Below are 25,511 nucleotides of genomic sequence, written 5' to 3'. Positions count from 1 at the left end.
ATTATGCAGCTGGATAAACAGATACTTTTTTTCTGTTTTTATCAAGTCTTTCAAATTTTACAAAGCCATCGACTAATGCAAAAATTGTGTGATCTTTGCCAAGACCTACGTTATTTCCAGCGTGAGTTGCTGTTCCTCTTTGGCGGATGATTATATTTCCAGCACGAACGAACTCGCCACCAAATTTCTTAACACCTAATCGGCGTCCGATACTATCACGGTTATTCTGGGTTGAACCTTGACCTTTTTTGTGTGCCATATCTTATCTCCTTAAGCTGCGATACTTACGACTTTTACACGTGTAAATTGTCTTCTAAAGCCGCGTTTTAGTTTTGAGTCTTTACGTCTGCGTTTTTTGTAGATAACTACTTTTTTGTCTTTGCCTTCATTAACGACCTCAAGAACAACTTTTGCACCCTTAACAAATGGCGCACCTACCTTTACTTCGCCGTCGTTTACAGCTAGAACTTCTGTAATCTCAACGGTTGATTTAGCTTCAGCGCTAAAGTGATCTAGCTTAAGGAACTCGCCCTCGCTAACACGATATTGCTTACCGCCATGCTTAAATATAGCGTATTTTGACATACTCTACCTTTCTAAAATTTGGTAAGACCAAAAAGCACTTTTTTGCAAAAGATTTATGGAGCTTTGTTGGTTGTAAGGTGTGAATATTAGCCAAAAGTTTATAAATTCTACTTTAATGCCCCTGATCTTATGATCTCATCGGCTAAATTTCTTATCATAGATGTGTGATCTAAGAAAAATGTTTTATCACTTGGTAAATGTGGCTGATATACTAGCGTTTTAGCTACTGGTGCGCTTAAGATCACATTTATTAGTTCAAGCTCAGGCGGAAAAGTAAAATAGAGTTTTGGCTTAGGAATTTCATTTTGAAAGAGCCTCTTTGCGTAAAATTTACTGAAATTTTCATTTTTTGGTAGTTTTATCTCTTTAAAAAGCTCAAATGGCAAAAAGTAGCGCGCCAAGGCGTGAAGTCCGTGCGCAAAGATGTAGAGGCGTTTTTCAAATTTAGGTGCATCTGTCCTGCCAAAAGTGGAGCAAAATTTCTGCAAATGCTCACTCATAGCAGCCGTATTTTTTTCATGCAAGGCAAGCACAAATTTAACCGCTTCTCTTTCATTTGCTGGCTTTTTGGACTCTGCAAAAGTGCGAGCTTTTTCTAGGGCAGGGGCGAGTAAATTTTCATCTTGCCAAAGCATCGCCGTGAGCAGATCATGCATAACGCATAGAAATTTATAGCCGTTTTTACTAGGTGGCAGACCTTTTGGAAAGATGCTTGCCATACTATCTGTGTCGCCACAAGCGATAGCAAAAAATGCCGGTATAAGCTTCTCGCACTGGTCATATCCACCGCTGCATCCTGGGAGTAAATTTAGCTTAGCGTATTGAAAAATGAGATCATTTAGTGCCTCGGCGTCGCCATCAGCTAGGCACTTTTCAAGGCAAAAGTCGTAGCGTCTAGCTCTTGAAAAAGAGAGTAATCGTATGAGCTCACATGAAAAGTCGTATTCGTTTAAATTTTTCTCTTTTATCTCGGCGTAAATGCTTGCATACTCGTCTAAAAGTAGCTCTTCGTCGCTTTTTGGTGGTTTTTTGGCTCTAAAAATGTTAAATAAGCCTTCTAAAAATGACATTTTGCATACTCCTTATTTTTGCTAATTTTAGCCAAAAACGCCTAAAATGGCTTAGTTTTTTTGAATTGCAAAATTTGAATTTAGCGGATAGTTTAACCGCATTTTGGCTATAATCGCCCAAATTTAAGCGAGCTTAGGACAAAGATGGCAGGCGAAGATCAGGAAAAAACCGAAGAAGCGACCCCCAAAAAGATAGAAGACGCCAAAAAGGACGGCAACGTCCCCAAAAGTCAGGACCTATCAGGCTTTGTGACCCTAGTTATTGCTATTGGCGTGCTGCTTGCGATGCTAAATTTCATGAAAGATCAGGTCATCTCGCTTTACATCTACTACTCTAAATTTATCGGTCAGCCACTGACTTTGCCAACGGTAAAAATGATCGTTGTAAATACCTTTGGCAGGGCGCTTTTGATGATCCTGCCAGTTTGCATCTGCGTCGCGGTTGCCGGCATAATCGCAAATGTAATGCAGTTTGGTTTTATATTTACCACAAAGCCCATAACGCCAAATTTTGGCAAGATAAATCCACTAAAAGGGCTAAAAAATTTATTTTCTATGAAAAAGGCGATCGAGAGCGTCAAGATCGTCGTTAAAGTAAGCATCGTCTTTGGAGTTGGATTTTACTTTTTCTTGCAGTTTATAAAAGAGCTTCCGCACACGCTCTTTTTCTCTATGTTTGACCAGCTTGCGTGGCTAAAAGAGAAGCTCATCATCCTAGTTAGCGTCATGCTTTTTATACTTTTTGTGATCGGTCTTGCTGACCTGCTCATCGTGCGTTTTCAGTATTTTAAAGACCTTCGCATGAGCAAGCAAGAGATCAAGGACGAGTACAAGCAGATGGAGGGTGATCCGCAGGTTAAGGGCAGGATCCGCCAAGCGCAAATGCGTGCAGCCAAGCGGCGTATGATGCAAAACATCCCACAAGCTGACGTCGTCATCACAAACCCGACTCACTACGCCGTGGCGATCAGATACGACAAAAGCCGCGACGAGGCACCGATAATACTTGCTAAAGGGGTTGATTTCTTAGCGCTTCAGATAAAAAAGGTAGCGGTTGAAAATGGAGTGCAAATTTATGAAAATCCACCTCTTGCAAGGGAGCTTTATAGGGTTTGTGAGGTTGATGATACGATACCAGCACACCTTTTTAGGGCTGTGGCTGAAGTGCTAAGCTTTGTTTATATGAGTAATAAGCAGAAATTTCAAGATAAACTTTGAGAGCATTAAGTCAAAATTTTTATAAAAGTGGTAGTAAATTTTGCAAGCAAAAAAGACAAGCTGCCTTTAAAACAGCTTGTCTGAAATAAAATTTTAGTTAAGATATCCGTAGATATTTGCTAGCACCCAGCCAACAGCACAAGAGCTAAATACACCTATGAAACCAGGTATGATAAAACTGTGATTAATTACATATTTACCAATATGTGTTGTGCCTGAGCGGTCAAATTGCACGGCTGCAAGGTCGCTTGGATATGTTGGAAGGATGAAGTATCCATAGCAAGCAGTAGCAAACGCGACAATAACGCCTGGGTGAACGCCTATTTGAACAGCGAGTGGCACGAAAGTCGCAGCTGCAGCAGCTTGAGAGTTTAGGAATTTTGATATAAGCATACCAACTATGATATACATCCAAGGATATGCTTTCATAACCTCGCCAAGTGAGCCTTTAAGCATATCAATGTGTGAGTTGAACATTGTCTCAGCCATCCAGCTAATGCCGTAAATCGCAACAAGTGCAACCATGCCGCTGTGGAAAATTTCATTTTGACCGATCTTGGCTGCTTTAATGCCTGAGTAGATCATCATGATAGATGCTGCTAAAAGCATGAAAATTTGGATCGTATCAACCATGCCAAGTGGCGCAGTCTTTTTCATAGTATCTTTTACTACTATGTTAGCGTTTGCGATAGTTTCGCTTTTATCTCCTGCAGTGATAACAACATCAGCGCCGTTTGAAACAATGCTTTGTGTTACCTTGTTGTCTTTATCTAGCACTTGAACGCTTGTAAATTTAGTAGCATCTTTTACTTTATTGTCTTTTACGTTTGAGACGATCTTGCTATCTCCAACCATAGAAACAACTTGTCCGTCTTTAACAGTGATGTTTTTAACTGTTTTTTTATCTACGATTATTTCTATTGATTTACCAGGAACATTGCTTGTCCAGCTTGGGCGAAGTTGTTTATAATAACCTAAAACCGCAACAACAGCGATTGTAGCAAGGAATATCCACATAACATTCCATTGTTTTTTTGGCAAATGCACACCGATCAATGAATGTGCCTCATCAGAACCATATATATATTTTCTTTGCTCTGGATCAGCTATTTTTGCTTGGAATTCTGGATCTTTATCAAGATCTTTACCTCTAAATACTGAGTAAGTTCCTATACAAAGCACGCCCAAAAATGTAGAAGGAATGGTAACTTTTAATAGATCAACATAGCTTGTAAAGCCCTCAATATGAACTGTGCCAGTACCAAGAAGAACAGCAACCATAGACACACCAGCAACTGAAACTGGGCTTGCGATGATGGCAAGCTGAGATGAGATCGTAGTAGCTGCCATTGGACGTTCTGGACGGATACCACTTTTCATTGATACGTCATAGATGATCGGTAAAAGTGTATAAACTGTGTGACCTGTACCGCAAAGCACTGTCAGTGTCCAGCCACAAATAGGCGCAAGATAACAAACTGTTTTCGGATGTTTTCTAAGCGCTCTTTCAGCGATCTGAAGCATAACATCAAGACCACCAGCTGCTTGAAGTGTAGCACTTGCTACAACAACTGCTAGAATAGTTAATATAACATCAATAGCAGGCTTACCTGGTTTTAAATCAAATGCAAATACCAAAATAACAAGACCGATGCCCCCAAGGACACCAAGTGCCATACCACCTTTTTTTGCTCCGTAGAACAAACAGCCGAGCACGACGATTAATTGTAAGAAAAACTGCGTACTCTCAGACAAACTTGTAAGAAATTCCATGATTTCTCCCTTTTCGAAAATTACGTAAATAGTATATAAATATTAAAATTAAATACTAATTAAAAAAGATATGTAGAATTTAATATTACATTTAATTCTTGTTATCTTATCTATATTTTTGTGGAAAAATAAATATATTTAAAAGAAAGATTGAGATAAAATCCTAAAAGCAAATAACTAATAGTTAAATTTAAGGAGAGAAGCATGCAAATCCCTATCGCTTATGGCAAAGATGACCATATAAATTTAAAAATAGACGAAAAAAATCTGCTTGGTGTTTTTGACCCAAACAAGGTCGCTAAATTTGACGAAGTAGCGCTTATTGCAAAGGCTTTAGCAAATCCGATAAATCAAAAGAGCTTTGATGAGTTTATCGCTGGCGATGAAAAGATCGTTATCATCGTAAATGACGGCACAAGACCTACGCCAACTGCTAAAATTTTAAAGCAAATTTACCCAAAGCTTCGCGATAAAAATAAAATTTTCATCATCGCCACTGGCTGTCACAGAGAGGGCACGCTAGATGAATACAACATGATATTTTCTAAAGAAATTTACCCAGAGATCAGAGCTAAAAACGAGGTTCACGACCACGACTCAAAGCACGATGAGATGGTCTTTTTAGGCGAGAGCAAAAACGGCACACAGATGTATCTAAATAAGATCGTAGCTGAAGCTAAAAAGGTGATCGTTATAGGTTCAGTAGAGCCTCACTATTTTGCAGGCTACACTGGCGGTAGAAAGGCTTTTTTACCAGGCACTGCTTCGTATGAGAGCATCACGCAAAACCACAAGCTAGCACTTAGTGCTGACGCTCAGGCACTGCGCCTAGAGGGCAACCCTGTGCATGAAGATATGATCGATGCGATGAAAGTTCTTTCAAATATCGATGTTTTTTCGATCCAGACAGTGCTTGATAGCGAGCATGGCGTCTATTACGCGAGTGCTGGCGATCTGAACGATAGTTTTTATGACTGCGTGAAAAAGGCTGATGAGGTATTTTGCGTAAATATCCCACAAAAGGCTGACATCGTGATCTCGGTGGCACCATATCCTATGGATGTCGATCTTTATCAGGCGCAAAAGGCCCTAGATAACGGCAAACTAGCGCTTGCAAAGGATGGAATTTTAATAATGGTCGCAAAATGCCGCACAGGCATCGGTCCAAAACCTTTCTTTGAACTTATGGCATCGGCCGATACGCCAAAAAAAGTGCTAGAAAAGATAAATTCTGGCTTTAAGCTTGGCTATCACAAAGCTGCAAAAATGGCTGAAATTTCGCTTTGGGCGCAGACTTGGGCTGTGACTGATCTAAGCGACGATGAGATGAAAGCTGTACATCTAAAGCCGTATCACGACCTACAAAAGGCGGTAGATGAGGCACTGGCACAAAAAGGCAAGGACGCAAAAATAATCATCTTGCCGTTTGGCTCTATGACCGTACCTAAGGTGTGAGTTTGGCTAAAATTTTATACTATGACGCGAGCTCTGGCATCAGCGGCGATATGAATTTAGCCGCTCTTGTCGGGCTTGGTGTAGATTTTGGTTATCTTTGCTCTGAGCTAGAGAAGCTAAATTTGAGTGGAGAATTTCGCTTAGAGCAAAAAAATGTAGTAAAAAACGGCATCGCTGCGACTAAAATCGGCATCGTGCTTCTAAAATCGCAGCCTCACGCTAGAAGCTATGCTGATATCAAGCAAATTTTAGCTAGTTCAAATTTGAGCGAATTTTGCAAGAAAAAGGCCGTTGCGATATTTCACGTGATCGCGCAGGCTGAAGCAAAAGTGCATGCAGTTAGCATCGATAAGGTGCATTTTCACGAGGTTGGAGCGATTGATAGCATAGTAGATGTCGTTGGAGCGGCGATCTGCTTTGAGTATTTATCAGAAAATTTTGGCATTACCAAAGTCGTTAGCTCAAAGATCGAGCTTGGTGGCGGTGTGGTAAAGTGCGATCACGGCCATCTTAATGTCCCAACACCAGCGGTTTGTGAAATTTTAAAAGATGTGCCAGTTAGTCTTGGGCGAGCAAATTTTGAGATGACTACGCCAACAGGTGCTGCGATACTAAAAGCATGCGCAGATGAGTTTGTGAGTGAGATAAATTTCAAAATAGAAAAAGTAGCTTACGGAGCTGGCGAAAAAAATGCCCCAAATTTTGCAAATGTCCTTCGTGCGATGATCTGCGAGGTAGATGAGAGCCAAAATTTGGTGCAAAAAATGATATCTACAAACATAGACGATATGGACGCAGAAAGCTTTGCCTTTGCATGTGAAATTTTACGTGAAAATGGCGCTCTAGACGTCTTTAGCCACTCTATATATATGAAAAAAGGACGCATCGGCTTTGAGCTAAACGTCTTGTGTAGAAGCGAAGATGCAAAAAAGCTAAAAGAGCTTATATTTACGCACACGACGGCCATTGGTGTTCGTGAGATAGATGTCGTAAAAACCGAGCTAAAGCGAAAATTTGTAAGTGTTGAGACTAAATTTGGCGATATAAGACTAAAAATTTCAGGCGATGATGAAAAAGCAAAGCCTGAATTTGACGAGTGCAAAAGCGCTGCACTTGCACATAAAACATCGATATTTCAAGTAAAAAAAGAAATTTTTAAAAAGTATGACGAAATTAGAAATTCTAAAAAATGATATAAAAAAGCTAGGAAATTTAGCCGTTGCATTTAGTGGTGGCGTAGATAGCTCACTACTGCTAAATGTCGCTGCGGACGTGCTTGGTGAGAATGCGCTAGCACTCACGGTAAAATCGCCCTATATGTCTTTGCGCGAGATAGATGAGGCGGCAAAATTTGCTAAATTTTATGGTATTAGGCACGAGATATTTGAGGTGGGTATCGCCGATGAGATAAAGCTCAATCCGCAAAATCGCTGCTATCTTTGCAAAAAAGCAGTTTTTTCAAGACTTATCGCGCGCGCAAACGAGCTTGGATTTACAAATTTGGCTGATGGCACGAACAAAGACGATCTTGGCGAATATCGCCCAGGCTTAAAGGCAAAAGAGGAGCTTGGCGTGCTTTCGCCTCTAATAAATTTACGTAAATTTGAGATCCGCGAGCTCTCGCGCGAGCTAAATTTAGCAACAGCAGACAAGCCAAGCTATGCATGCTTGCTAACTCGTTTGCCACATGAAAAAGAGATAAGCGTAGATGGGCTAAATTTAGTAGAAGCGGCTGAAAATTTACTGATAAAAAGCGGCTACGCAAATGTGCGAGCAAGGCTTGATGATAGAAAAATGAAGCTGCAAATGCCATTTTCTAGCATGCAAAGCTTTTTTAGCGACGTGAAATTTAAGTCTATCGTTAAGGAGCTAGTTGCACTTGGCGTGGCAGAGGTGACGCTTGATCTAAAGGGGCTTAGAGAGGATGTTTTAGCATGAGTGAGGCTGAAATTTTAGAATTTATCGCTGGTATAAAAAACGGCAAGATGAGCGAGCAAGATGCGCTAAAGTATCTAAAAAACTACCCATTTAACGACATCGGATGTGCCAAGATCGACACTCAGCGCGCTTTGCGAAATGGCACTGGTGAGGTGATATACGGGGCAAATAAAACAGATGATGAAATTTTGCAAATCGCTAGTGCGATCGGCGAAAAAAATGAAAATATCTTAATCACAAGAACAAATGAGAGCGTTTTTAAACGCATGCGTGAGATCTTTCCGCAGGCAAATTTTAACGCTCGTGGCAGGGCGATCAGCGTCAAATTTCAAGAGCAACTACTAACAAAAAGCTACATCGCGATAGTATCTGCCGGTACTGCCGACGGCACAGTCGTGGAGGAGGCCTATGAGACGGCAAAATTCTTAGGCAATGACGTGAGAAAATTTACCGATGTCGGCGTGGCAGGGCTACATAGGCTGGTCGCAAAGCTTGATGAGATACGCGGTGCAAAGGTTGTGATAGCCGTTGCTGGCATGGAGGGCGCACTTGCTAGCGTGCTAGCTGGACTTGTAAGCTCTCCAGTGATCGCAGTGCCTACTAGCGTGGGATATGGGGCAAATTTTGGCGGATTATCAGCACTGCTAGCCATGCTAAATAGCTGTGCAAATGGCATAAGTGTCGTAAATATCGACAATGGCTTCGGCGCTGCATATAACGCAAGCCTGATAAATCATCTCTAAATTTTAAATAGAATTTGTAAGGGGTAAAATTGAGAGAGGATACGAAAAAAGCAATACTTTCGCCTACGGATGCATCTAGAAGTGAGTATTGTTGGGATGCTAGAATGAACTGGGCGATGATGGGTATTGCTATTTTAGCATTTGAAATTTTTATCGCAATTTACGCCAAAGACGGCTTCATACGCTACTATCTAGGCGATGTGCTAGCCGCAGCGATGCTTTATGCATTTGGGCGAGCCGCGTTCAGGCTACCGCCTAAAATTTTAGCGCTTGCGGCCTTTACTCTCTCGCTAGTTATCGAAATCACACAATATTTTAAGGTACTTGAAATTTTTGGCGTTCAAAATTACGCACTATGGATAATTTTTGGTGGAACATTTGATTGGACGGACATTATCTGCTACGCGATAAGCTGCGTTTTAGCTTACGCATCTGAAAATTTCATCGGTAGTGAGCATGCGATCTACAACGAGATACGAATTTTTAGGCGTAAAAGATTACCCAAAAATTTTAATGAAATTTTGCAAAGCGGCGACAATGAGAAGATTAAGGCGGTATTTGAAATTTACGATATAAATGCGACCGACAAAGACGGCAACACGATACTGCATATGCTACATGCAAACAAAGATATCAAGAAAAAAGGTCCAAACTCGCCCTATGCGTATGCGGACGCAAATTTAATCGAATGGATTATTATGCAAGGCGGCGACATAAACGCTAAAAATAAAAAGGGCGAGACGCCACTTAGAAATTTTATGCGGTATGTATATAAAAATTTAAAACCGCATCAAAAGTTAGTAATCGTAGGCAAGCAGGACTATGCCTCTCGGGAATATATAAAACAGGCGGGTGAAGTCGTTAATATCGATTTTGGAATAATGTATAATTATATATACAATCTCCTACCTGAAAAATCGCAAATTTATATTTGGCGTCACTTTGGCAAAAGGTTGGAATACCTATATGTACCCGAGTATCCAACGGATATGGAAAGATACGATCCGCAAGAATACAGCGAATTTACCTATAATTTTTGGATGAAATTCTTAAGACAAAAAGATAGCGTGCAGTATAAAATGATACATGCGGCTACTAATTTATACTGGTACTGGGACTACAACGGGGAATATGGAAGTTGGATTTTATGGGATGGTGAATATACAGATAAAGCCGCCGCCGAAATTAAAAAATATTTTAAGCTAGGCAATAGGCTCGAAGAGCTAAATGACGACGCGCTTGATGAGATGTTTTATGATCTAAGAAAGAGCTGGCATGCTGAAGATGTAGGTAAGTTTAGATATCTATTTGTGCTTTGGTTGCTTAAAAATCCCGAGCCGTTTTTCGAGGACGAAATTTAAAAGGAGAAGCGATGGATAAAGAAAAATCCATAAAAAAGATGACTGAGGTCATGGCGAAATTTGTCGGCTACACGGGCAAGGTACTGCCTGATGATGTGACTGCGAAGCTACTTGAGCTTAGCGAGCGCGAGACGCAGCCGCTGGCAAAGGAGATCTATAAAACGATGTTTGAAAATCAGCGCCTTGCAAAGGAGCTAAACCGCCCGTCCTGTCAGGATACTGGAGTGATCCAGTTTTTCGTAAGATGTGGCGCAAATTTTCCGCTTATCGGCGAGCTTGAAGAGCTGCTACGAGAGGCGGTACTGCAAGCTACTCGCGAGGCTCCGCTTCGTCACAACAGCGTCGAGACATTTGACGAGTATAACACCGGCAAAAACGTCGGAAAAGGCACGCCGAGTGTGTTTTGGGAGATCGTGCCAAATAGTAGCGAGTGCGAGATACACACTTATATGGCAGGTGGTGGCTGTAGCCTGCCTGGTAAAGCGACCGTGCTGATGCCTGGCATGGGCTATGAGGGTGTCGTTAAATTTGTCATGGATATAATGACAAGCTACGGCATAAACGCCTGTCCGCCGCTATTAGTGGGTGTTGGCGTTGGCACTTCGATCGACGTGGCATCTTTGCTATCTAAAAAGGCACTTATGAGGCCTTTGGGCTCTAAAAATCAAAACGAACGCGCTGCACTAACCGAAAAACTGCTAGAAGATGGCATAAATAAAATCGGCCTTGGACCACAAGGCATGAGTGGTGCAAGCTCTGTGATGGGCGTGCATATAGAAAACTGCGCTCGCCACCCAAGCGTCATAGCTGTCGCCGTAAATGTGGGCTGTTGGTCGCACCGCAAAGGGCACATCGTCTGGGACGCAGATCTAAATTTCGACGTAAAATCGCACAAGGAGTTCGCGCTATGAGTAAGAAAATTTTAACCACGCCAATAAGCACCGAGGATCTTTTAAATATCAAAATCGGCGACGTGATCTATCTAACTGGACACATCGTCACCTGCCGCGACGTGCCGCATAGACGCGTAGTGGAGGAGGGTAGGGAGCTACCGCTAGATATCAAAGGCGGCGCGATCCTTCACGCAGGGCCGATCATCAGAAAAACAGGCGAAAAAAGCTTTGAGATGGTCTCGGTTGGGCCTACGACTAGCATGAGAATGGAGAAATTTGAACGAGAATTTATCGCAAAAACTGGCGTTCGTCTAATCGTCGGTAAAGGCGGTATGGGTGAGGGCACTATGAGCGGTTGCAAGGAGTTTGGCGCTATTCACTGTGTGTTTCCAGCAGGTTGTGCGGTGGTGGCCGCAACGCAGGTTGAAGAGATCGAGAGTGCCGACTGGACGGAGCTTGGTATGCCAGAGACCCTTTGGAAGTGCCGTGTAAAAGAGTTTGGTCCGTTAATAGTCTCGATCGATGCGCACGGAAATAATCTTTTTGAGCAAAATAAGGTCAAATTTAACGAGAAAAAAGACGAAGCATTAGCTGAAATTTTACCGCAGGTTGGGTTTATAAAGTAGATAAATTTGGGCTTGATAGCTTATAAATGCGCTTTAAAATTTAGGCTAATTTAAAGCGCATTGTTTATCGCAGCTTCTAAAATTTCTCTAGTTTTTGCTGTGTGCTTGGTATTAAAACCTACTGTCGCTCTTTCTAGCCAAAATTTACTCTATTTTAACTCGCCCCAGTTTTTGGCGATATTTAGCGATGTTTTAAGTGGCACATTTAGCTTGTAAATTTCCTCCATCGTCTTTTGCGTCGCCTTGCCAAATTCCTGCGCAAACTCGTCTTTTACTTCAAAGATCAGCTCGTCGTGGATCTGAAGCAACATACTCGCGTTTTCATCTAAATTTGCTCTAACTTTTACCATTGCCATCTTAACTAGATCTGCTGCTGAGCCTTGAAAGACCGTATTTACCGCCTCGCGCTCAAACATGGCTATTTGCATAGGCGTGGCACTTTTAAAGTCAAAGTATCGCTTTCTACCAAGCAGTGTTTGCACAAAGCCGTCGTTTTTGGCTGAAATTTTTATGCTCTCTAAAAACTCTTTGATCGTCGCAAATGCCTTGAAATAGCGCTCTATATACTCTTTTGCCTCGGCTCTTGTGATATTTACTTGATTTGCTAGTTTGCTTGAGCCCATGCCGTAAATTAGGCCAAAATTTATACTCTTTGCCACGGCTCTATTTTGCCCGTCGCTGCTACCAAATATGCTAATAGCCGTCCTTGCGTGGATATCCTCGTCATTTTTAAACGCCTCAAGCAGCGCAGGATCACAGCTAAAGTGAGCGAGCAGCCTAAGCTCGATCTGGCTGTAGTCAAGCCCCACGAAGCTATACCCCTCACGCGCTTCAAAGCACTCTCTGACATCCTTTGCGAGGTTGCCACGAGCTGGGATGTTTTGTAAATTTGGATTTTTGCTTGAAAGTCTGCCAGTGCTCGTGCCAGTTTGCAAAAAGCTCGTGTAAATTCTAGAGGCCTCGTCCTTTTTCGCAAGCGCTAAAAGTGGCTCGCAGTAGGTACTTTGCAGTTTATATAGCTCGCGGTAAGCTAAAATTTTCCCCACCACCGGATGAGCATCTATGAGCTCAGCTAGCACGCTCTCATCGGTGCTATATCCTGTTTTTGTCTTCTTTTTGGTAGGAAGCTTTAGATGTTCAAAAAGTATGACGCCAAGCTGTTTTACTGAGTTTATATTAAAATTTTCGCCGCTTAGCTCGTAAATTTCACTTGTTAGCGCCTTTAGTTTGGTGTCGTTTTCAAGGATGAGCTTTTGCATTTTGGCTTCATTTATCTTGATGCCGTTTTGCTCCATGTCAAAGAGTGTGAGGATAAAAGGAAACTCGTGCGTATCGGCAAGGGCTAATAAATTTGGATCTAGCGTGTTTTGAAAGGTTTTATAAAATTTAAGCGTTATCCAAGCGTCCTCACTCGCGTATTTTGCGGCATTTTCTAGCGGCACATCGCCAAAAGTCTGCCCCTTTTTGACCACATCTTCAAATTTGATCGTGTCATAGTCATATAGCCTCTTTGCCAGCGCGTCCATGCCAACGCTTGAGTTTGGATCGCTAAGCCACGCAAGTATCATCGTGTCTTTGAAATTTGCAGGCGGGTTTAGCCCAAGGTTGTTTTTAACGATCTCAAAGTCATATTTTAAATTTTGTCCGATCACGCAGCCTTTGTAAATTTGCCCTACCGCCCAAGTGGCAAATTTTAGGTCGATTTGCTTTGGTGCGCCTAGGTAGTTGTGAGCTACTGGCACGTAGTAGGCGTCCTCGTCGTTAAAGCAAAAGCTAAAGCCAACGATCTTTGCGCTCTTGCTATCAACGCCCGTGGTCTCGGTGTCAAAGGCGACGATGGTCTCTGGGGTGATGTCGGCAAGCAGTTTCTCAACACTCGCTTCATCAAGTAGTAAATTTGCTCTAAAGCCAAGCTTAAATTCAGCATTTTCCTCTTTTTGCAAGCTTTTAAGAAGCCTGTTTAGATCGTACTCTTTTAAAATTTCTGAGATGTTTATCAAAGGATTTTGCTCTGGAAATTTAGAGTGCTCAAGATCAAGTGAAGTGATGGCGTCATCAAAGAGCGTGGCTAGTTTTTTGCTCAAAAACGCCTCGTCTCTTGCGGCTGCTAGCATATTTTTAGTGCGCTCGTTTCTAACAAGGGCTAAATTTTCATAAATTCCCTCTAGGCTGCCATACTCTGCCAAAAGCTTCTTAGCTCCCACTGCACCGATGCCTTTGACGCCTGGGATATTATCTGAGCTATCTCCTGCGATCGCTAGAAAGTCCCTTACTTGCGCTGGATAGACGCCGTACTTTTCAAAGCAGCTAGCGCTATCGTGGTCGATCTTGCTTTGTGGGCTGTAGATGCTCACTTTGCCGTCCTCTATGAGCTGGTAAAGGTCCTTATCATGCGTGACTATTCGCACAAATATATCTTTATCTTTGCAAATTTTAACCGTACTTGCGATGATATCATCAGCCTCGTAGCCCTCGCGACTAAGGCTGTAAAGTCCCATTTTTTCTATCATATCTATACAAACTGGCAGCTGCTCTTTTAGCTGAGCTGGTGGCTCGCTCCTGTTTGCCTTGTACTCGCCCAAAATTTCGTGGCGCAGGGTCTTGCCCTTGCTATCAAGCGCGAAGATGAGGTAGTCGCTTTGGTACTCATCTTTTAGGCTCGCTATGAAATTTGCAAAGCCACTTATCATGCCACTTGGTTTGCCCTCTCTGTTTTTAAGCCCGCTCATAGCGTAGTAAAGCCTAAAAAAGAAGCCAAAAGTATCAATAATCGTAAGTGTTTTCATTCTCTATCCTTTTGCGCCATTTTATGAAATTTAGGCAAAAATTTGGCTGATTTTATAAATTTATCAGATGCTAAAAGCAAAGTGAGATTTTAAACGCAAAACAAATTTTAATCATTTAAAAGATATAATCTCGCCTAAAATTCAAACTAAATAATAGATAAATTTAAGGTAAAAAATGTTTATAGATAGCGTGAAATTAACCCTAAGTTCAGGCCATGGCGGAGCTGGTGCAGTAAGCTTTCGCCGCGAAAAGCACGTCATTTTAGGCGGCCCAGACGGCGGTGATGGCGGTGATGGCGGTGATGTCTATTTTGTCTGCGATAATAACACCCACACACTGGCAAACTACAAGGGCAAAAGGGCGATGAGAGCGAGCGACGGCGAGGCTGGCATGAGCAGACGCATGACTGGCAAAAAAGGGGAGAGCTTAGAGCTCATCGTGCCACCAGGAACGGCGGTCTATGACGCACAGAGCAATGAGCTGCTTTGCGACATGGTAGAAGAGGGGCAAAGGACGCTATTTTTAAAAGGCGGCAAGGGCGGACTTGGAAATTTCCACTTTAAAAACTCTATCAACCAAGCCCCAGAGTACGCTCAAAAGGGCATGCCAGAAGAGAGCATAGAGGTCAGGCTCGAGCTAAAGCTAATAGCTGACGTGGGTCTTGTTGGCTTTCCAAATGTTGGTAAATCAACCCTAATTTCAGCCGTCTCAAATGCCAAACCACAGATAGCAAACTATGAATTTACCACGCTTACGCCAAAGCTTGGACTTGTCGAGGTAGATGAGTTTAGCGGCTTTGTCATGGCTGATATCCCTGGTATCATCGAGGGAGCAAGTGATGGACGCGGCCTTGGCGTGCAGTTTCTAAAACACATCGAGAGAAATAAAATTTTACTTTTCATGATAGATAGTGCAAACTACAGAAGCATGAGCGAGCAGTTTAGCGTGTTAAAAGAGGAGGTCGCTAAATTTTCAAGCGTGCTTGCCAGCAGGGACTACGCTATCGCTATCACAAGAGTCGATGCGGCTGAAAATTTAGATGAAAATATAAAAGAATTTATGAAAAACATAAATTTAGAGCCAAATCAAGTTGGTAAATTTGTCTATAAGCAAGACCTATACAGCTTTGACGCCAAAAAACCATACTTTGTTTTGCGGGTCTCTTCAGCGACAAATGAGAACATCGATGAGCTTAAATTTGCACTGCTTGAGCTGCTAAAAAAGGAGCTTTGAGTTGCGAATTTTTGGCACTTTGAGCATAGAAATTTAAGAATATAAAATGAAGAAAATTTTTTGCATTATGCTATTTTGTCTTGGTGCATATAGCTGCGAGCCGGCCGATCCAGCATATATGTTTTTGGATTTTAATGACATAGATCGTGACGGCATGCTAAATTTAGATGAGTGGACGGCTTGTAAGGTGCCATCAGCGCTAAAAATAGCACCAGATCTATGCACTAGTGAGGAATTTAAGAGGCTTAGTCACAACGGCAAAATTAGCATTGATGAGCTAAGAGGGTTAGTCTTTCAAAAGATTAGTTGGCAAAAATATCCATGCGCCTCTTGGCCGCCAAGCAGGCAAAACGCAGATCAAAATAAAAGTCGTTGAAATTTAAAGGAAAGTGATGAATGTTGTTTTTATGGGGACACCTGATTATGCGGTTAGGATACTTAGGCACCTAAAAGAGGCTGGCTTTAATATAAAAGCAGTCTTTACCCAGCCTGATAAGCCAGTTGGCAGAAAGCAAATTTTAACCCCAAGCGAGGTCAAAATTTACGCACAAAATGAGCTAGTAGGCGTACCACTCTTTACACCAAATACGCTAAAAGATGAGGCGGTGGTTGCCGAGCTAAAGGCATTTGAGCCTAAATTTATCGTAGTGGCAGCTTATGGCAAAATTTTGCCTAAGAGCGTGCTTGACGTGGCGACTTGTATAAATTTGCACGCCTCGATCTTGCCAAAATATAGAGGTGCTAGCCCCATTCAAAGTGCTATCCTAGCAGGCGAAAAGCAAACTGGGGTCACTGCTATGCTAATGGACGCTGGGCTTGACACTGGCGATATGCTAGACTTCATCTACACACCTTGTGAGAGCAAGATGTCAAGCGAGCTTTTTAGTGAGCTAGGCGAGCTTGGCGGCGAGCTAATCGTAAAAGTGCTTAAGAATTTTGAAAATTTAAAGCCACAAAAGCAAGATGAGAGCAAGGCCTCACACTGTAAAAAGATAAGCAAGAGCGACGGGCTTTTTAGCTTTGATGAAGAGGCGAGGCAAATTTATAATAAATTTCGTGCTCTCACACCTTGGCCGGGGATTTATCTAGCAAACGGGCTAAAAGTTTTATCGCTTGATCTAAGTGAAAAAAGTGGCAAAAGTGGAGAAATTTTAAGCATAGAAAAAGACCACGTCGTGGTTGCTTGCAAGGGCGGGGCGGTCAAAATTTATGAGTTTCAAGAGCCAAGTAAAAAGCCAACAAACGCAAAAGCATATATAAATGGTAAGCGCCTTAGCGTTGGCGACAAGATAGAGTAATAATCAAATTTAATAGGAGAAAATATGAAAAATGCGTTAAGTATAGCAGGGGTTGATCCAAGCGGCGGAGCTGGAGTTTTAGCTGATATAAAGGTCTTTATAGCACACGGCGTATATGCGATGGGAGCGATCACAGCGGTCACTGCTCAAAATACAAAGGGTATATTTGGCATGCAGTTAGTTGATACTAAACTCATCGAGGATCAGATAAAAGCGATATTTGATGATATAAGAGTTGATGTGATAAAAATAGGCGTTGTCCCAAGCGTGGATATCATAAAATGCGTCGCAAAAACGCTAAGAGAGATCAAAAATTTACCACCAGTCGTGCTTGACCCAGTTATGAGCTGTAAAAATGGCGACATCTGGCTAGAGGGTGCTGCAAAAGACGCGATCGTGGAGGAGCTTTTCCCACTTGCGAGTGTGATCACGCCAAATATCTTTGAAGCGCGCGAAATTTTAAAGCGTGAGCTAAAGGGCGAGGGCGAGCTAAAAGAGGCTTGCAAGGAGCTTTTGAAATTTGGCACAAAGAGCGTCTATCTAAAGTGTGGCGAGATAGAAGGCAAGTCGCTTGATATATTTTATGATGGCAAGGAGTATGAAATTTTTAGCGATGAGCGCATAAAAACGACTGCGACACATGGCTCAGGCTGCTCGCTATCAAGCGCGATCGCTTCAAATTTAGCAAATGGGCTTAGTCTAAAAGAGAGCGTGAAAAACGCGCATGATTATATCTTTAACGCTATCAAAAACGCGGTCATCATCGGTGGCGGACAAAATCCAGTAAATCACTTCTATAAATTTAAGGTGTGATTTGAAGGTTGAGTTTATCCAAAGCCTGCCTTCGACGCAGGAATTTTTGATAGACGCCCTAAAAAACGGCGAGATAAAGCCACCGCACATGATCGTAGCGTACAATCAAACTAAAGGGGTCGGCAGCCGTGGCAACAGCTGGGAGGGGTTTGGCGGAAATTTGTTTATGTCATTTTGCATAAGCGAAGATGAGCTGCCAAACGACATACCTCCGCCCTCGATCTCGATATATTTTTCTATGTTGATGCGTGAAGTCTTGAGCGAACTTGGTTCAAAGTGCTGGCTAAAATGGCCAAATGATTTTTACGTGGACGAGCGTAAAATAGGTGGCACTTTGACAAATAAAGTGGATGAAATTTACATTTGTGGCATGGGGATAAATTTAGCTAGCGCGCCCGAAAATGCGGGCATTTTGGACATCAAAGCTAGTGTAGATGAGCTAGTTTGGGGCTTTGTTAGCATGCTTGATAAAAAGATTTTATGGAAGCCAATTTTTAGCAAATTTAGGATAGACTTTTGCAAGTCAAAAAGTTTTATTACGCATATTGCAAATAGAGCTGTTTCGCTTCAAGATGCTGAAATTTGCGAGGATGGAGCGATATTATTAAACGGGGAAAAGGTATATTCTTTAAGATGAGCGAGATAATAACAATAGCTAACCAAAAAGGCGGCGTTGGCAAGACCACAACGGCCGTAAATTTAGCCGCATCGCTGGCGGTTGCTGAGAAAAAAGTATTATTAATAGACATCGATCCGCAGGCAAATGCGACGACCGGACTTGGTTTTAGCAGAAGCGACTACGAGTTTAACATCTATCACGTCTTAACAGATAGAAAAAAGCTCTCACAAATCGTACTAAAAACTGAGATCCCAACGCTTTTTTTAGCTCCGTCAAACATCGGACTTGTCGGCATCGAGCAAGAATTTAACGACCAGAGCAAGGACTATAAACTAATCCTTAAAAACAAAATTTCAGAAGTTGTGGGCGACTATGATTTTATCATCATCGATAGTCCTCCGGCACTTGGCAGCATCACGATAAATGCTCTTAGTGCAAGCGATAGTGTGATCATCCCGATCCAGTGCGAATTTTACGCACTTGAGGGCTTGGCGCAGATACTAAATACAGTCAAGATCATCAAAAAAACGATAAATCCAAAGCTAAATATAAAGGGCTTTTTACCGACAATGTTTAGCTCGCAAAACAATCTCTCAAAAGAGACTATTGCAAATTTAAAGCAGCATTTTGAAAATAAGCTCTTTAAGAGCAAGGACGGCAAGGATGAATTTGTGGTCGTTCCAAGAAACGTAAAACTTGCTGAAAGCCCAAGTTTTGGCAAGCCGGTGATACTTTATGATATAAAATCACCAGGCTCGATCGCATATCAAAATTTGGCATATTGCATTTTAAACTAAAAAATAAGGAAAAAAATGGCGAAAAAAGGTGGATTAGGGCGCGGACTTAGTGCGATACTTGAAGATGTAGAGCAGGCCTACAGCAAAGAGATCGCAAATTTAAACGACTCTGAGATAGTCGAAGAGATAAATATAGATGAAATTTTACCAAACCCATACCAACCAAGAACGCATTTTGACGAAGAGGCTTTAAAAGAGCTAAGTGCCAGCATCAAAAGGCACGGACTAATACAACCAATAATCGTCATCAAAAAAGATGACGGTTATATGCTAATAGCTGGTGAACGTAGATACCGCGCTACAAAGATGCTCGGAGCAAGCAAGATAAAGGCGATCATCGCTGATATCAAGTCTCAAAATTTAAGAGAGCTTGCGCTTATCGAAAACATACAACGTGAAAATTTAAATCCAATCGAACTTGCAAAGTCATATAAAGAACTTATAAACGAGTATAAGATCACACAAGATGGCCTAGCAAACATCATCCACAAGAGCAGAACTCAGATAACAAATACAATGAGACTTTTGCTGCTTAGCGACTACACACAAAGACTTTTACAAGAAGACAAGCTCACGCAAGGCCACGCTAAAGTCATCGTAGGACTTAGCAGCGAAGAAGAAAGAATGGTCGTAGATACGATCATCGGGCAAAAACTAAGTGTTAGAGATACAGAAATTTTAGTAAAAAAGATAAAAAATAAAGAAGAAGTAAAAGAGCCAAAGCCTCAAATTTCAGAGGAAATGAGCAAAAAATTATCAAATTTACAAGAAATTTTTAAAAATTTAAAGATAAAGACAAAAGTAAAATCTAAAAATTTAATATTAGAATTTAGCGACATTTCACAGGTAGAAGAATTTATCGCTAAGCTAAAATAGAATTACAAATTTATTTTTATTTTTAGTAATTTATTGTAAAATCAGACTTTGATTTGAATATTAAATAAAACTTAATAACAAAATAAGGAGAGTGGATGTTAGAAATAGATGTGCCATTGATGCTTTTAACGGCTATCGTTTTCTTTGTCTTGATCGCCATTTTAAATCCTTTGCTATATAAGCCTATGCTCAAATTTATAGACGATAGAAATGCCTCTATAAAACATGACGAAGAGAGCACAAGCAAAAACGCAAGTGATCTAAGCGTTCATGAAAAAGAGATCGAAGAGATCATACAAAATGCAAGATATGAGGCTAACAAAATAAGACAAGAAGCCTTAAATTTGGCAAAAGAAGAGTCTTTAAAAGAGATAAATGCAGTAAAAAGTAGTTTAGAGGCTGATTATAACGAATTCCTAAATGCTTTAAGCTCTCAAAAAGATAGCCTAAAGGCAGATCTATCGGCTAAACTACCTGAGCTTAGAGCAGCTTTAAACGCTAAGCTCTCTAAAATTTAAAGGAAATTTATGAAGATAAAAATTTTATTTTTTCTAGCACTTCCATTTCTAGCATACGCTAGCGAGCATGGTGGAACAAACTACGACATAGTCGAGAGAACGCTAAATTTCTTACTTTTCTTTGCTATTTTGGTCTATTTTGCTGCTAAGCCACTAAAAGCCCTTTATCAAAGCAGGATCGATAGGATCGCAAATAAGCTTGAGAGTATCCAAGAGAAGCTTCGTGAGTCAAAAGCTAAAAAAGATGACGTTTTAAAGCGTGTAGAAGAGGCTAAGCAAAATGCAAATGCTCTAATCGAAACTGCGAAAAAAGAGGCTGTAAATTTGGCTGCTAAAGTTAAAAAAGAGGCTCAAAACGATATCGCAAATATCGAAAAAGGCTACAAAGAGCAAAAAGAATTTGAAGAGCGCAAGATGACAAAAGGCGTTGTGAATGAAATTTTGAGTGACATTTTCTCAAGCGATAGCCTAAAAGTCGATCAAAAAGAGCTTGTAAATATCATACTTAAAAAGGTTAGCTAATGAATGAAGTAGTAGCTAAAAAATACGTAAAGGCGATCTTAAGCGACGTAAAATCCAATGAACTTAATGCATTTGTTGAAAATTTATCAGAGCTAGCTGCTGCTTTTGCTAGCGATAAATTTAAAAGCATTATAAGTTTGCCAACATTAAAGGCTTCACAAAAGGTTGAATTTGTACTATCTTTGGTTAAAAATCAAGATATTAAATTTGCAAATTTTATAAAGCTTCTTGGTGCAAACAAAAGACTAGAGCTTATACCTGCGATACTAGATGAGATGAAGATAGAGCAATCTTTACTTGAAAATACATATCGCGGCGAGGTTGTTGGAAATTTTGATCTAAGCGCTGAGCAACTAAAAGCTTTGGAAGAGAATTTCTCTAAGAAATTTAACTCTAAGATCAAGCTTGATGGCTCAAAGAGCGATTACAACGGCGTAAAAGTTGAGTTAGATGATTTAGGTGTCGAGGTAAATTTCTCTATCGACAGACTAAAAAGTCAAATGAGTGAATATATATTAAAAGCAATTTAAAAAGGAGTGAAAGCGTGAGTGCAAAAATTAAAGCTGACGAAATTAGCACGATAATCAAAGAGCGTATTGAAAATTTTGATTTAAGTGTTGATGTAGAAGAGACCGGTAAAGTCATCTCAGTCGCTGATGGCGTTGCTAACGTTTATGGTTTGAAAAACGTTATGGCTGGTGAGATGGTTGAATTTGAAAGCGGCGAAAAGGGTATGGCTCTTAACCTTGAAGAGAGCAGTGTTGGTATAGTTATCCTTGGAAAAACTAGCGGTATCACAGAAGGAAGCTCTGTAAAAAGACTTAAAAAACTTCTACGTGTGCCAGTTGGCGACGCATTGATCGGCCGTGTTGTAAATTCACTCGGTGAGCCAATAGATGCAAAAGGTCCAATCGAAGCTACCGAATCTCGCTTCGTCGAAGAAAAAGCAAAAGGTATCATGGCAAGAAAAAGCGTTCATGAGCCACTTCAAACAGGTATCAAAGCTATCGACGCACTTGTGCCAATCGGTAGAGGTCAAAGAGAGCTAATCATCGGAGACCGCCAAACTGGTAAAACAACAGTTGCTATCGATACTATCATCAACCAAAAAGGTCAAGATGTCATTTGCATCTATGTAGCTATCGGTCAAAAACAATCAACCGTTGCTCAAGTCGTTAAAAAACTTGAAGAATATGGCGCTATGGACTATACGATAGTTGTAAATGCTGGTGCCAGTGACGCAGCTGCGCTTCAATACCTTGCACCATATGCTGGCGTAACAATGGGCGAATACTTTAGAGATAACTCTCGCCACGCGTTAATCATCTATGATGACTTGTCAAAACATGCGGTTGCTTACCGTGAGATGTCTTTGATCTTAAGAAGACCACCAGGTCGTGAAGCTTACCCAGGCGACGTTTTCTACCTTCACTCAAGACTTCTTGAAAGAGCAAGTAAGCTAAATGACGCACTAGGCGCTGGATCTTTGACAGCTCTACCTATTATTGAGACACAAGCAGGCGACGTTTCAGCTTATATTCCAACAAACGTTATTTCTATTACAGATGGTCAAATTTTCCTTGAGAGTGACCTATTTAACTCAGGTATCCGCCCAGCGATCAACGTCGGTCTTTCTGTTTCTCGTGTCGGTGGTGCAGCTCAGATAAAAGCTATCAAACAAGTTTCTGGTACGCTAAGACTAGACCTTGCTCAGTACCGCGAACTACAAGCTTTTGCTCAGTTTGCAAGCGACCTTGACGAGAGCTCAAGAAAGCAACTAGAGCGCGGACAAAAGATGGTTGAAGTACTAAAACAACCTCCATATTCTCCGCTTCCAGTTGAGAATCAAGTAGTTATTATATTTGCTGGCGCTAAGGGCTATTTAGATGATGTTGCAACTGCAAATGTAACAAAATTTGAAGCTGAGTTATATCCATATATCGAGGCAAAATACCCTGAAATTTTTGAGCAGATCAGAACTAAAAAAGTTCTTGATAAAGAAGTAGAAGAAATTTTACATAAAGCGTTGAAAGATTTTAAAGCGACTTTTGCCGCTAACTAGGGCTAAGATATGTCAAATTTAAAAGATATAAAACGAAAGATCAAGAGCGTTCAGAACACTCAAAAGACGACGCGCGCGATGAAGCTTGTCTCAACAGCAAAGCTTCGCAAAGCTGAAGAGGCTGCACGCTACTCTAGAGTTTACGCACTTAAGATCAATGAGGTTTTATCGGAGATAGCTTATAAGATCAATCAATACGCTTCAGTTATGACTGAGAGTAAATTTTTTAACACAACAAAGAGTGTAGAAAAGGTTGATATTATATTTGTTACCGCTGATAAAGGGCTTTGCGGTGGCTTTAATGTCCAGACTATAAAGACAGTTAGGCGCATGATCGATGAGCTAAAAGCCAAAAAGATCAAAGTTAGACTAAGAGCTGTTGGTAAAAAAGGCATTGAATTTTTCAATTTCCAAGGCGTTGAACTACTTGAGACTTATGTCGGAGCTAGCTCTTCTCCTACTTATGAAAAAGCTCAAAAGATCATAAAAGATGCTATTGATGATTTTACAAACGGCATAACAGATAAGGTTGTGCTAATACACAATGGCTATAAAAATATGATTTCTCAAGAGATTAGAGTAAATGATATTGTGCCTATTGAGCCGTCTAAGATAGTTGCGGTTGAGACAAATTCTTTGATGGAATTTGAGCCAGAAGATAACTACACTAAGATTATGGATGAATTGCTCAATAAATATTTTGAGTATAGTATGTATTATGCTTTAGTTGACTCTTTGGCGGCTGAGCACAGCGCTAGAATGCAAGCTATGGATAATGCAACAAACAATGCTAAACAACGCGTCAAACAGTTAAATCTTGCTTACAACAAAGCAAGACAAGAGTCTATTACCACTGAGCTTATCGAGATCATCAGTGGTGTTGAATCAATGAAATAAAAGGAGTATGAATGAAGGGTGTTATTAGTCAAGTTATGGGCCCTGTGGTCGATGTTGACTTTAATGACTACTTGCCGAAGATCAATGAAGCTATCGAAGTTTTCTTTGAGGTTGAGGGCAAGAAACATAAACTAATATTAGAAGTTGCTGCTCACCTAGGTGATAATAGAGTTAGAACGATCGCTATGGATATGAGCGAGGGTCTGACTCGTGGCTTAGAGGCTAAAGCGCTTGGTGCACCTATAAGTGTGCCAGTTGGCGAAAAAGTTTTGGGTAGAATTTTTAACGTAGTTGGCGATTTGATCGACGAGGGCGAGAGTATAAATTTTGATAAGCACTGGTCTATCCACCGCGATCCTCCTCCATTTGAAGAGCAAAGTACAAAGAGTGAAATTTTCGAAACTGGTATCAAGGTAGTTGATCTTCTAGCTCCTTATGCAAAGGGTGGTAAAGTTGGTCTATTTGGTGGTGCTGGTGTTGGTAAAACAGTTATTATTATGGAGCTTATCCACAACGTTGCGTTTAAACATAGTGGTTACTCTGTATTTGCAGGCGTTGGCGAGAGAACTCGTGAAGGAAACGACCTTTATCACGAAATGAAAGAAAGTAACGTTTTGGATAAAGTTGCCTTGTGCTATGGCCAAATGAACGAGCCACCAGGAGCAAGAAACCGTATCGCGCTAACTGGTCTTACAATGGCTGAGTACTTCCGTGATGAGATGGGACTTGACGTTTTGATGTTTATAGATAACATCTTCCGTTTCTCTCAATCAGGTGCAGAGATGTCAGCTCTACTTGGACGTATTCCGTCAGCTGTTGGTTATCAGCCAACTCTTGCAAGTGAGATGGGTAAATTCCAAGAGAGGATTACATCAACTAAAAAAGGTTCGATCACCTCTGTTCAAGCTGTTTATGTTCCAGCTGACGACCTTACAGACCCAGCTCCTGCAACTGTTTTTGCTCACCTTGATGCTACAACAGTTCTTAACAGATCGATCGCAGAAAAAGGTATCTATCCAGCTGTTGATCCACTTGATTCAACATCAAGAATGCTCGATCCTCAAATTTTAGGAGCAGATCACTATAAGGTAGCTCGCGGCGTTCAAGCTGTGCTTCAAAAATATAAAGACCTTCAAGATATCATCGCTATCCTTGGTATGGACGAGCTTAGCGAAGAAGATAAGCTAACAGTTGATAGAGCAAGAAAGATAGAAAGATTCTTATCTCAGCCATTCTTCGTTGCTGAAGTATTTACAGGTAGCCCTGGTAAATATGTAAGTCTTGACGAAAATATCGCTGGCTTTAAGGGAATTTTAGAAGGTAAATATGATCATCTACCAGAAGCAGCATTTTATATGGTTGGAAATATAGATGAGGCTTTAGCTAAAGCTGAAAAACTTAAGGCTTAAATTTAAAAAGGAAGCGTA

Annotated in this window: 26 protein-coding genes; 21 read left to right on the top strand and 5 right to left on the bottom strand. The window is 41.1% G+C overall.

Annotated elements, in window-relative coordinates; all coding sequences use genetic code 11:
- Nucleotide 1: 1 nt before the first annotated feature.
- The 3 genes from rpmA to B9N65_RS02820 form a co-directional block, all read right to left on the bottom strand.
- Entirely contained in the window at nucleotides 2-259 is a 258-nt protein-coding gene (rpmA, locus tag B9N65_RS02830) for a 50S ribosomal protein L27 (protein WP_002942569.1), read from the bottom strand.
- 11 nt (nucleotides 260-270) lie between these two features.
- Nucleotides 271-585 carry a 50S ribosomal protein L21 gene (gene rplU, locus B9N65_RS02825; RefSeq protein WP_002942523.1) on the bottom strand — a complete coding sequence of 105 codons (315 nt, stop codon included), beginning with the start codon at nucleotides 583-585 and terminating at the stop codon, nucleotides 271-273.
- Nucleotides 586-692: 107 nt separating this feature from the next.
- Nucleotides 693-1,655: a hypothetical protein gene (locus tag B9N65_RS02820; protein WP_087582708.1), complete on the bottom strand. Its 963-nt coding sequence runs from the start codon at nucleotides 1,653-1,655 to the stop codon at nucleotides 693-695.
- A 144-nt stretch (nucleotides 1,656-1,799) separates the two neighbouring features.
- Between B9N65_RS02820 and flhB the strand changes: the two genes are divergently transcribed.
- Nucleotides 1,800-2,873 (top strand): flagellar biosynthesis protein FlhB, encoded by a 1,074-nt coding sequence (gene flhB / locus B9N65_RS02815; protein ID WP_002942594.1) that lies wholly within the window; start codon nucleotides 1,800-1,802, stop codon nucleotides 2,871-2,873.
- 93 nt (nucleotides 2,874-2,966) lie between these two features.
- On the opposite strand, the gene B9N65_RS02810 is transcribed toward flhB, so the two are convergent.
- Nucleotides 2,967-4,646, bottom strand: coding sequence for an anaerobic C4-dicarboxylate transporter (locus B9N65_RS02810; RefSeq protein WP_002942580.1), 1,680 nt, complete (start codon nucleotides 4,644-4,646; stop codon nucleotides 2,967-2,969).
- A gap of 204 nt (nucleotides 4,647-4,850) precedes the next feature.
- On the opposite strand from B9N65_RS02810, the gene larA reads away from it, so the two are divergent.
- Genes larA through ttdB form a run of 7 tightly spaced genes read left to right on the top strand, consistent with a single transcriptional unit; the run spans nucleotide 4,851 to nucleotide 11,662 of the window.
- Nucleotides 4,851-6,101, top strand: a complete 1,251-nt coding sequence (gene larA, locus B9N65_RS02805; protein WP_087582707.1) for a nickel-dependent lactate racemase — start codon at nucleotides 4,851-4,853, stop codon at nucleotides 6,099-6,101.
- Nucleotides 6,102-6,103: 2 nt separating this feature from the next.
- Nucleotides 6,104-7,294 carry a nickel pincer cofactor biosynthesis protein LarC gene (gene larC / locus B9N65_RS02800; RefSeq protein WP_087582706.1) on the top strand — a complete coding sequence of 397 codons (1,191 nt, stop codon included), beginning with the start codon at nucleotides 6,104-6,106 and terminating at the stop codon, nucleotides 7,292-7,294.
- Nucleotides 7,266-8,039 (top strand): ATP-dependent sacrificial sulfur transferase LarE, encoded by a 774-nt coding sequence (gene larE, locus B9N65_RS02795; protein ID WP_087582705.1) that lies wholly within the window; start codon nucleotides 7,266-7,268, stop codon nucleotides 8,037-8,039. The genes larC and larE overlap by 29 nt, the downstream gene beginning before the upstream one ends.
- Entirely contained in the window at nucleotides 8,036-8,782 is a 747-nt protein-coding gene (gene larB, locus B9N65_RS02790) for a nickel pincer cofactor biosynthesis protein LarB (RefSeq protein WP_087582704.1), read from the top strand. Before larE ends, larB begins: the two co-directional genes overlap by 4 nt.
- Before the next feature lie 29 nt (nucleotides 8,783-8,811).
- Entirely contained in the window at nucleotides 8,812-10,143 is a 1,332-nt protein-coding gene (locus B9N65_RS02785; RefSeq protein WP_257640009.1) for a DUF2809 domain-containing protein, read from the top strand.
- Nucleotides 10,144-10,154: 11 nt separating this feature from the next.
- Nucleotides 10,155-11,054, top strand: coding sequence for a L(+)-tartrate dehydratase subunit alpha (gene ttdA / locus B9N65_RS02780; RefSeq protein ID WP_002942537.1), 900 nt, complete (start codon nucleotides 10,155-10,157; stop codon nucleotides 11,052-11,054).
- Nucleotides 11,051-11,662, top strand: coding sequence for a L(+)-tartrate dehydratase subunit beta (gene ttdB, locus B9N65_RS02775; protein ID WP_087582703.1), 612 nt, complete (start codon nucleotides 11,051-11,053; stop codon nucleotides 11,660-11,662). Before ttdA ends, ttdB begins: the two co-directional genes overlap by 4 nt.
- Nucleotides 11,663-11,811: 149 nt before the next feature.
- On the opposite strand, the gene polA is transcribed toward ttdB, so the two are convergent.
- Entirely contained in the window at nucleotides 11,812-14,448 is a 2,637-nt protein-coding gene (polA, locus tag B9N65_RS02770) for a DNA polymerase I (RefSeq protein ID WP_087582702.1), read from the bottom strand.
- A 175-nt stretch (nucleotides 14,449-14,623) separates the two neighbouring features.
- Here polA and obgE point away from each other — a divergent pair, with 175 nt between their 5' ends.
- The 13 genes from obgE (at nucleotide 14,624) to atpD (ending at nucleotide 25,493) form a co-directional block, all read left to right on the top strand.
- Nucleotides 14,624-15,682, top strand: a complete 1,059-nt coding sequence (gene obgE / locus B9N65_RS02765; RefSeq protein WP_087582701.1) for a GTPase ObgE — start codon at nucleotides 14,624-14,626, stop codon at nucleotides 15,680-15,682.
- 46 nt (nucleotides 15,683-15,728) lie between these two features.
- Nucleotides 15,729-16,058 (top strand): GDP-mannose dehydrogenase, encoded by a 330-nt coding sequence (locus B9N65_RS02760; RefSeq protein WP_087582700.1) that lies wholly within the window; start codon nucleotides 15,729-15,731, stop codon nucleotides 16,056-16,058.
- 16 nt (nucleotides 16,059-16,074) lie between these two features.
- Nucleotides 16,075-16,980, top strand: coding sequence for a methionyl-tRNA formyltransferase (gene fmt / locus B9N65_RS02755; protein WP_087582699.1), 906 nt, complete (start codon nucleotides 16,075-16,077; stop codon nucleotides 16,978-16,980).
- 24 nt (nucleotides 16,981-17,004) lie between these two features.
- Entirely contained in the window at nucleotides 17,005-17,793 is a 789-nt protein-coding gene (gene thiD, locus B9N65_RS02750) for a bifunctional hydroxymethylpyrimidine kinase/phosphomethylpyrimidine kinase (protein WP_087582698.1), read from the top strand.
- Nucleotide 17,794: 1 nt separating this feature from the next.
- A complete protein-coding gene (locus B9N65_RS02745; protein WP_087582697.1) occupies nucleotides 17,795-18,430 on the top strand; it encodes a biotin--[acetyl-CoA-carboxylase] ligase in 636 nt (211 codons plus the stop codon).
- Complete coding sequence (locus B9N65_RS02740; protein WP_087582696.1) at nucleotides 18,427-19,209, top strand: ParA family protein; 783 nt, start codon at nucleotides 18,427-18,429, stop codon at nucleotides 19,207-19,209. Before B9N65_RS02745 ends, B9N65_RS02740 begins: the two co-directional genes overlap by 4 nt.
- 15 nt (nucleotides 19,210-19,224) lie before the next feature.
- Nucleotides 19,225-20,085, top strand: a complete 861-nt coding sequence (locus B9N65_RS02735; RefSeq protein WP_009294347.1) for a ParB/RepB/Spo0J family partition protein — start codon at nucleotides 19,225-19,227, stop codon at nucleotides 20,083-20,085.
- A gap of 95 nt (nucleotides 20,086-20,180) precedes the next feature.
- On the top strand, nucleotides 20,181-20,603 hold the full coding sequence (locus tag B9N65_RS02730) for a FoF1 ATP synthase subunit B' (protein ID WP_087582695.1): 423 nt from the start codon (nucleotides 20,181-20,183) through the stop codon (nucleotides 20,601-20,603).
- 9 nt (nucleotides 20,604-20,612) lie between these two features.
- A complete protein-coding gene (locus B9N65_RS02725) occupies nucleotides 20,613-21,125 on the top strand; it encodes a F0F1 ATP synthase subunit B (RefSeq protein ID WP_012001332.1) in 513 nt (170 codons plus the stop codon).
- Complete coding sequence (locus B9N65_RS02720) at nucleotides 21,125-21,655, top strand: F0F1 ATP synthase subunit delta (RefSeq protein ID WP_087582694.1); 531 nt, start codon at nucleotides 21,125-21,127, stop codon at nucleotides 21,653-21,655. Before B9N65_RS02725 ends, B9N65_RS02720 begins: the two co-directional genes overlap by 1 nt.
- A gap of 14 nt (nucleotides 21,656-21,669) precedes the next feature.
- Nucleotides 21,670-23,187 carry a F0F1 ATP synthase subunit alpha gene (gene atpA, locus B9N65_RS02715; RefSeq protein WP_009294343.1) on the top strand — a complete coding sequence of 506 codons (1,518 nt, stop codon included), beginning with the start codon at nucleotides 21,670-21,672 and terminating at the stop codon, nucleotides 23,185-23,187.
- A gap of 9 nt (nucleotides 23,188-23,196) precedes the next feature.
- Nucleotides 23,197-24,084 carry an ATP synthase F1 subunit gamma gene (atpG, locus tag B9N65_RS02710; protein WP_002939426.1) on the top strand — a complete coding sequence of 296 codons (888 nt, stop codon included), beginning with the start codon at nucleotides 23,197-23,199 and terminating at the stop codon, nucleotides 24,082-24,084.
- Between the two features lie 11 nt (nucleotides 24,085-24,095).
- Nucleotides 24,096-25,493 carry a F0F1 ATP synthase subunit beta gene (gene atpD, locus B9N65_RS02705; protein ID WP_087579664.1) on the top strand — a complete coding sequence of 466 codons (1,398 nt, stop codon included), beginning with the start codon at nucleotides 24,096-24,098 and terminating at the stop codon, nucleotides 25,491-25,493.
- The last annotated feature ends 18 nt before the right edge of the window (nucleotides 25,494-25,511 follow it).

This window comes from Campylobacter concisus (genome assembly GCF_002165815.1).
In the GTDB taxonomy this organism is placed as follows: domain Bacteria; phylum Campylobacterota; class Campylobacteria; order Campylobacterales; family Campylobacteraceae; genus Campylobacter_A; species Campylobacter_A concisus_BH.
The sequence above is the reverse complement of the archived record's forward strand: the minus strand, read 5'-3'. Positions and strand labels throughout refer to the sequence as shown.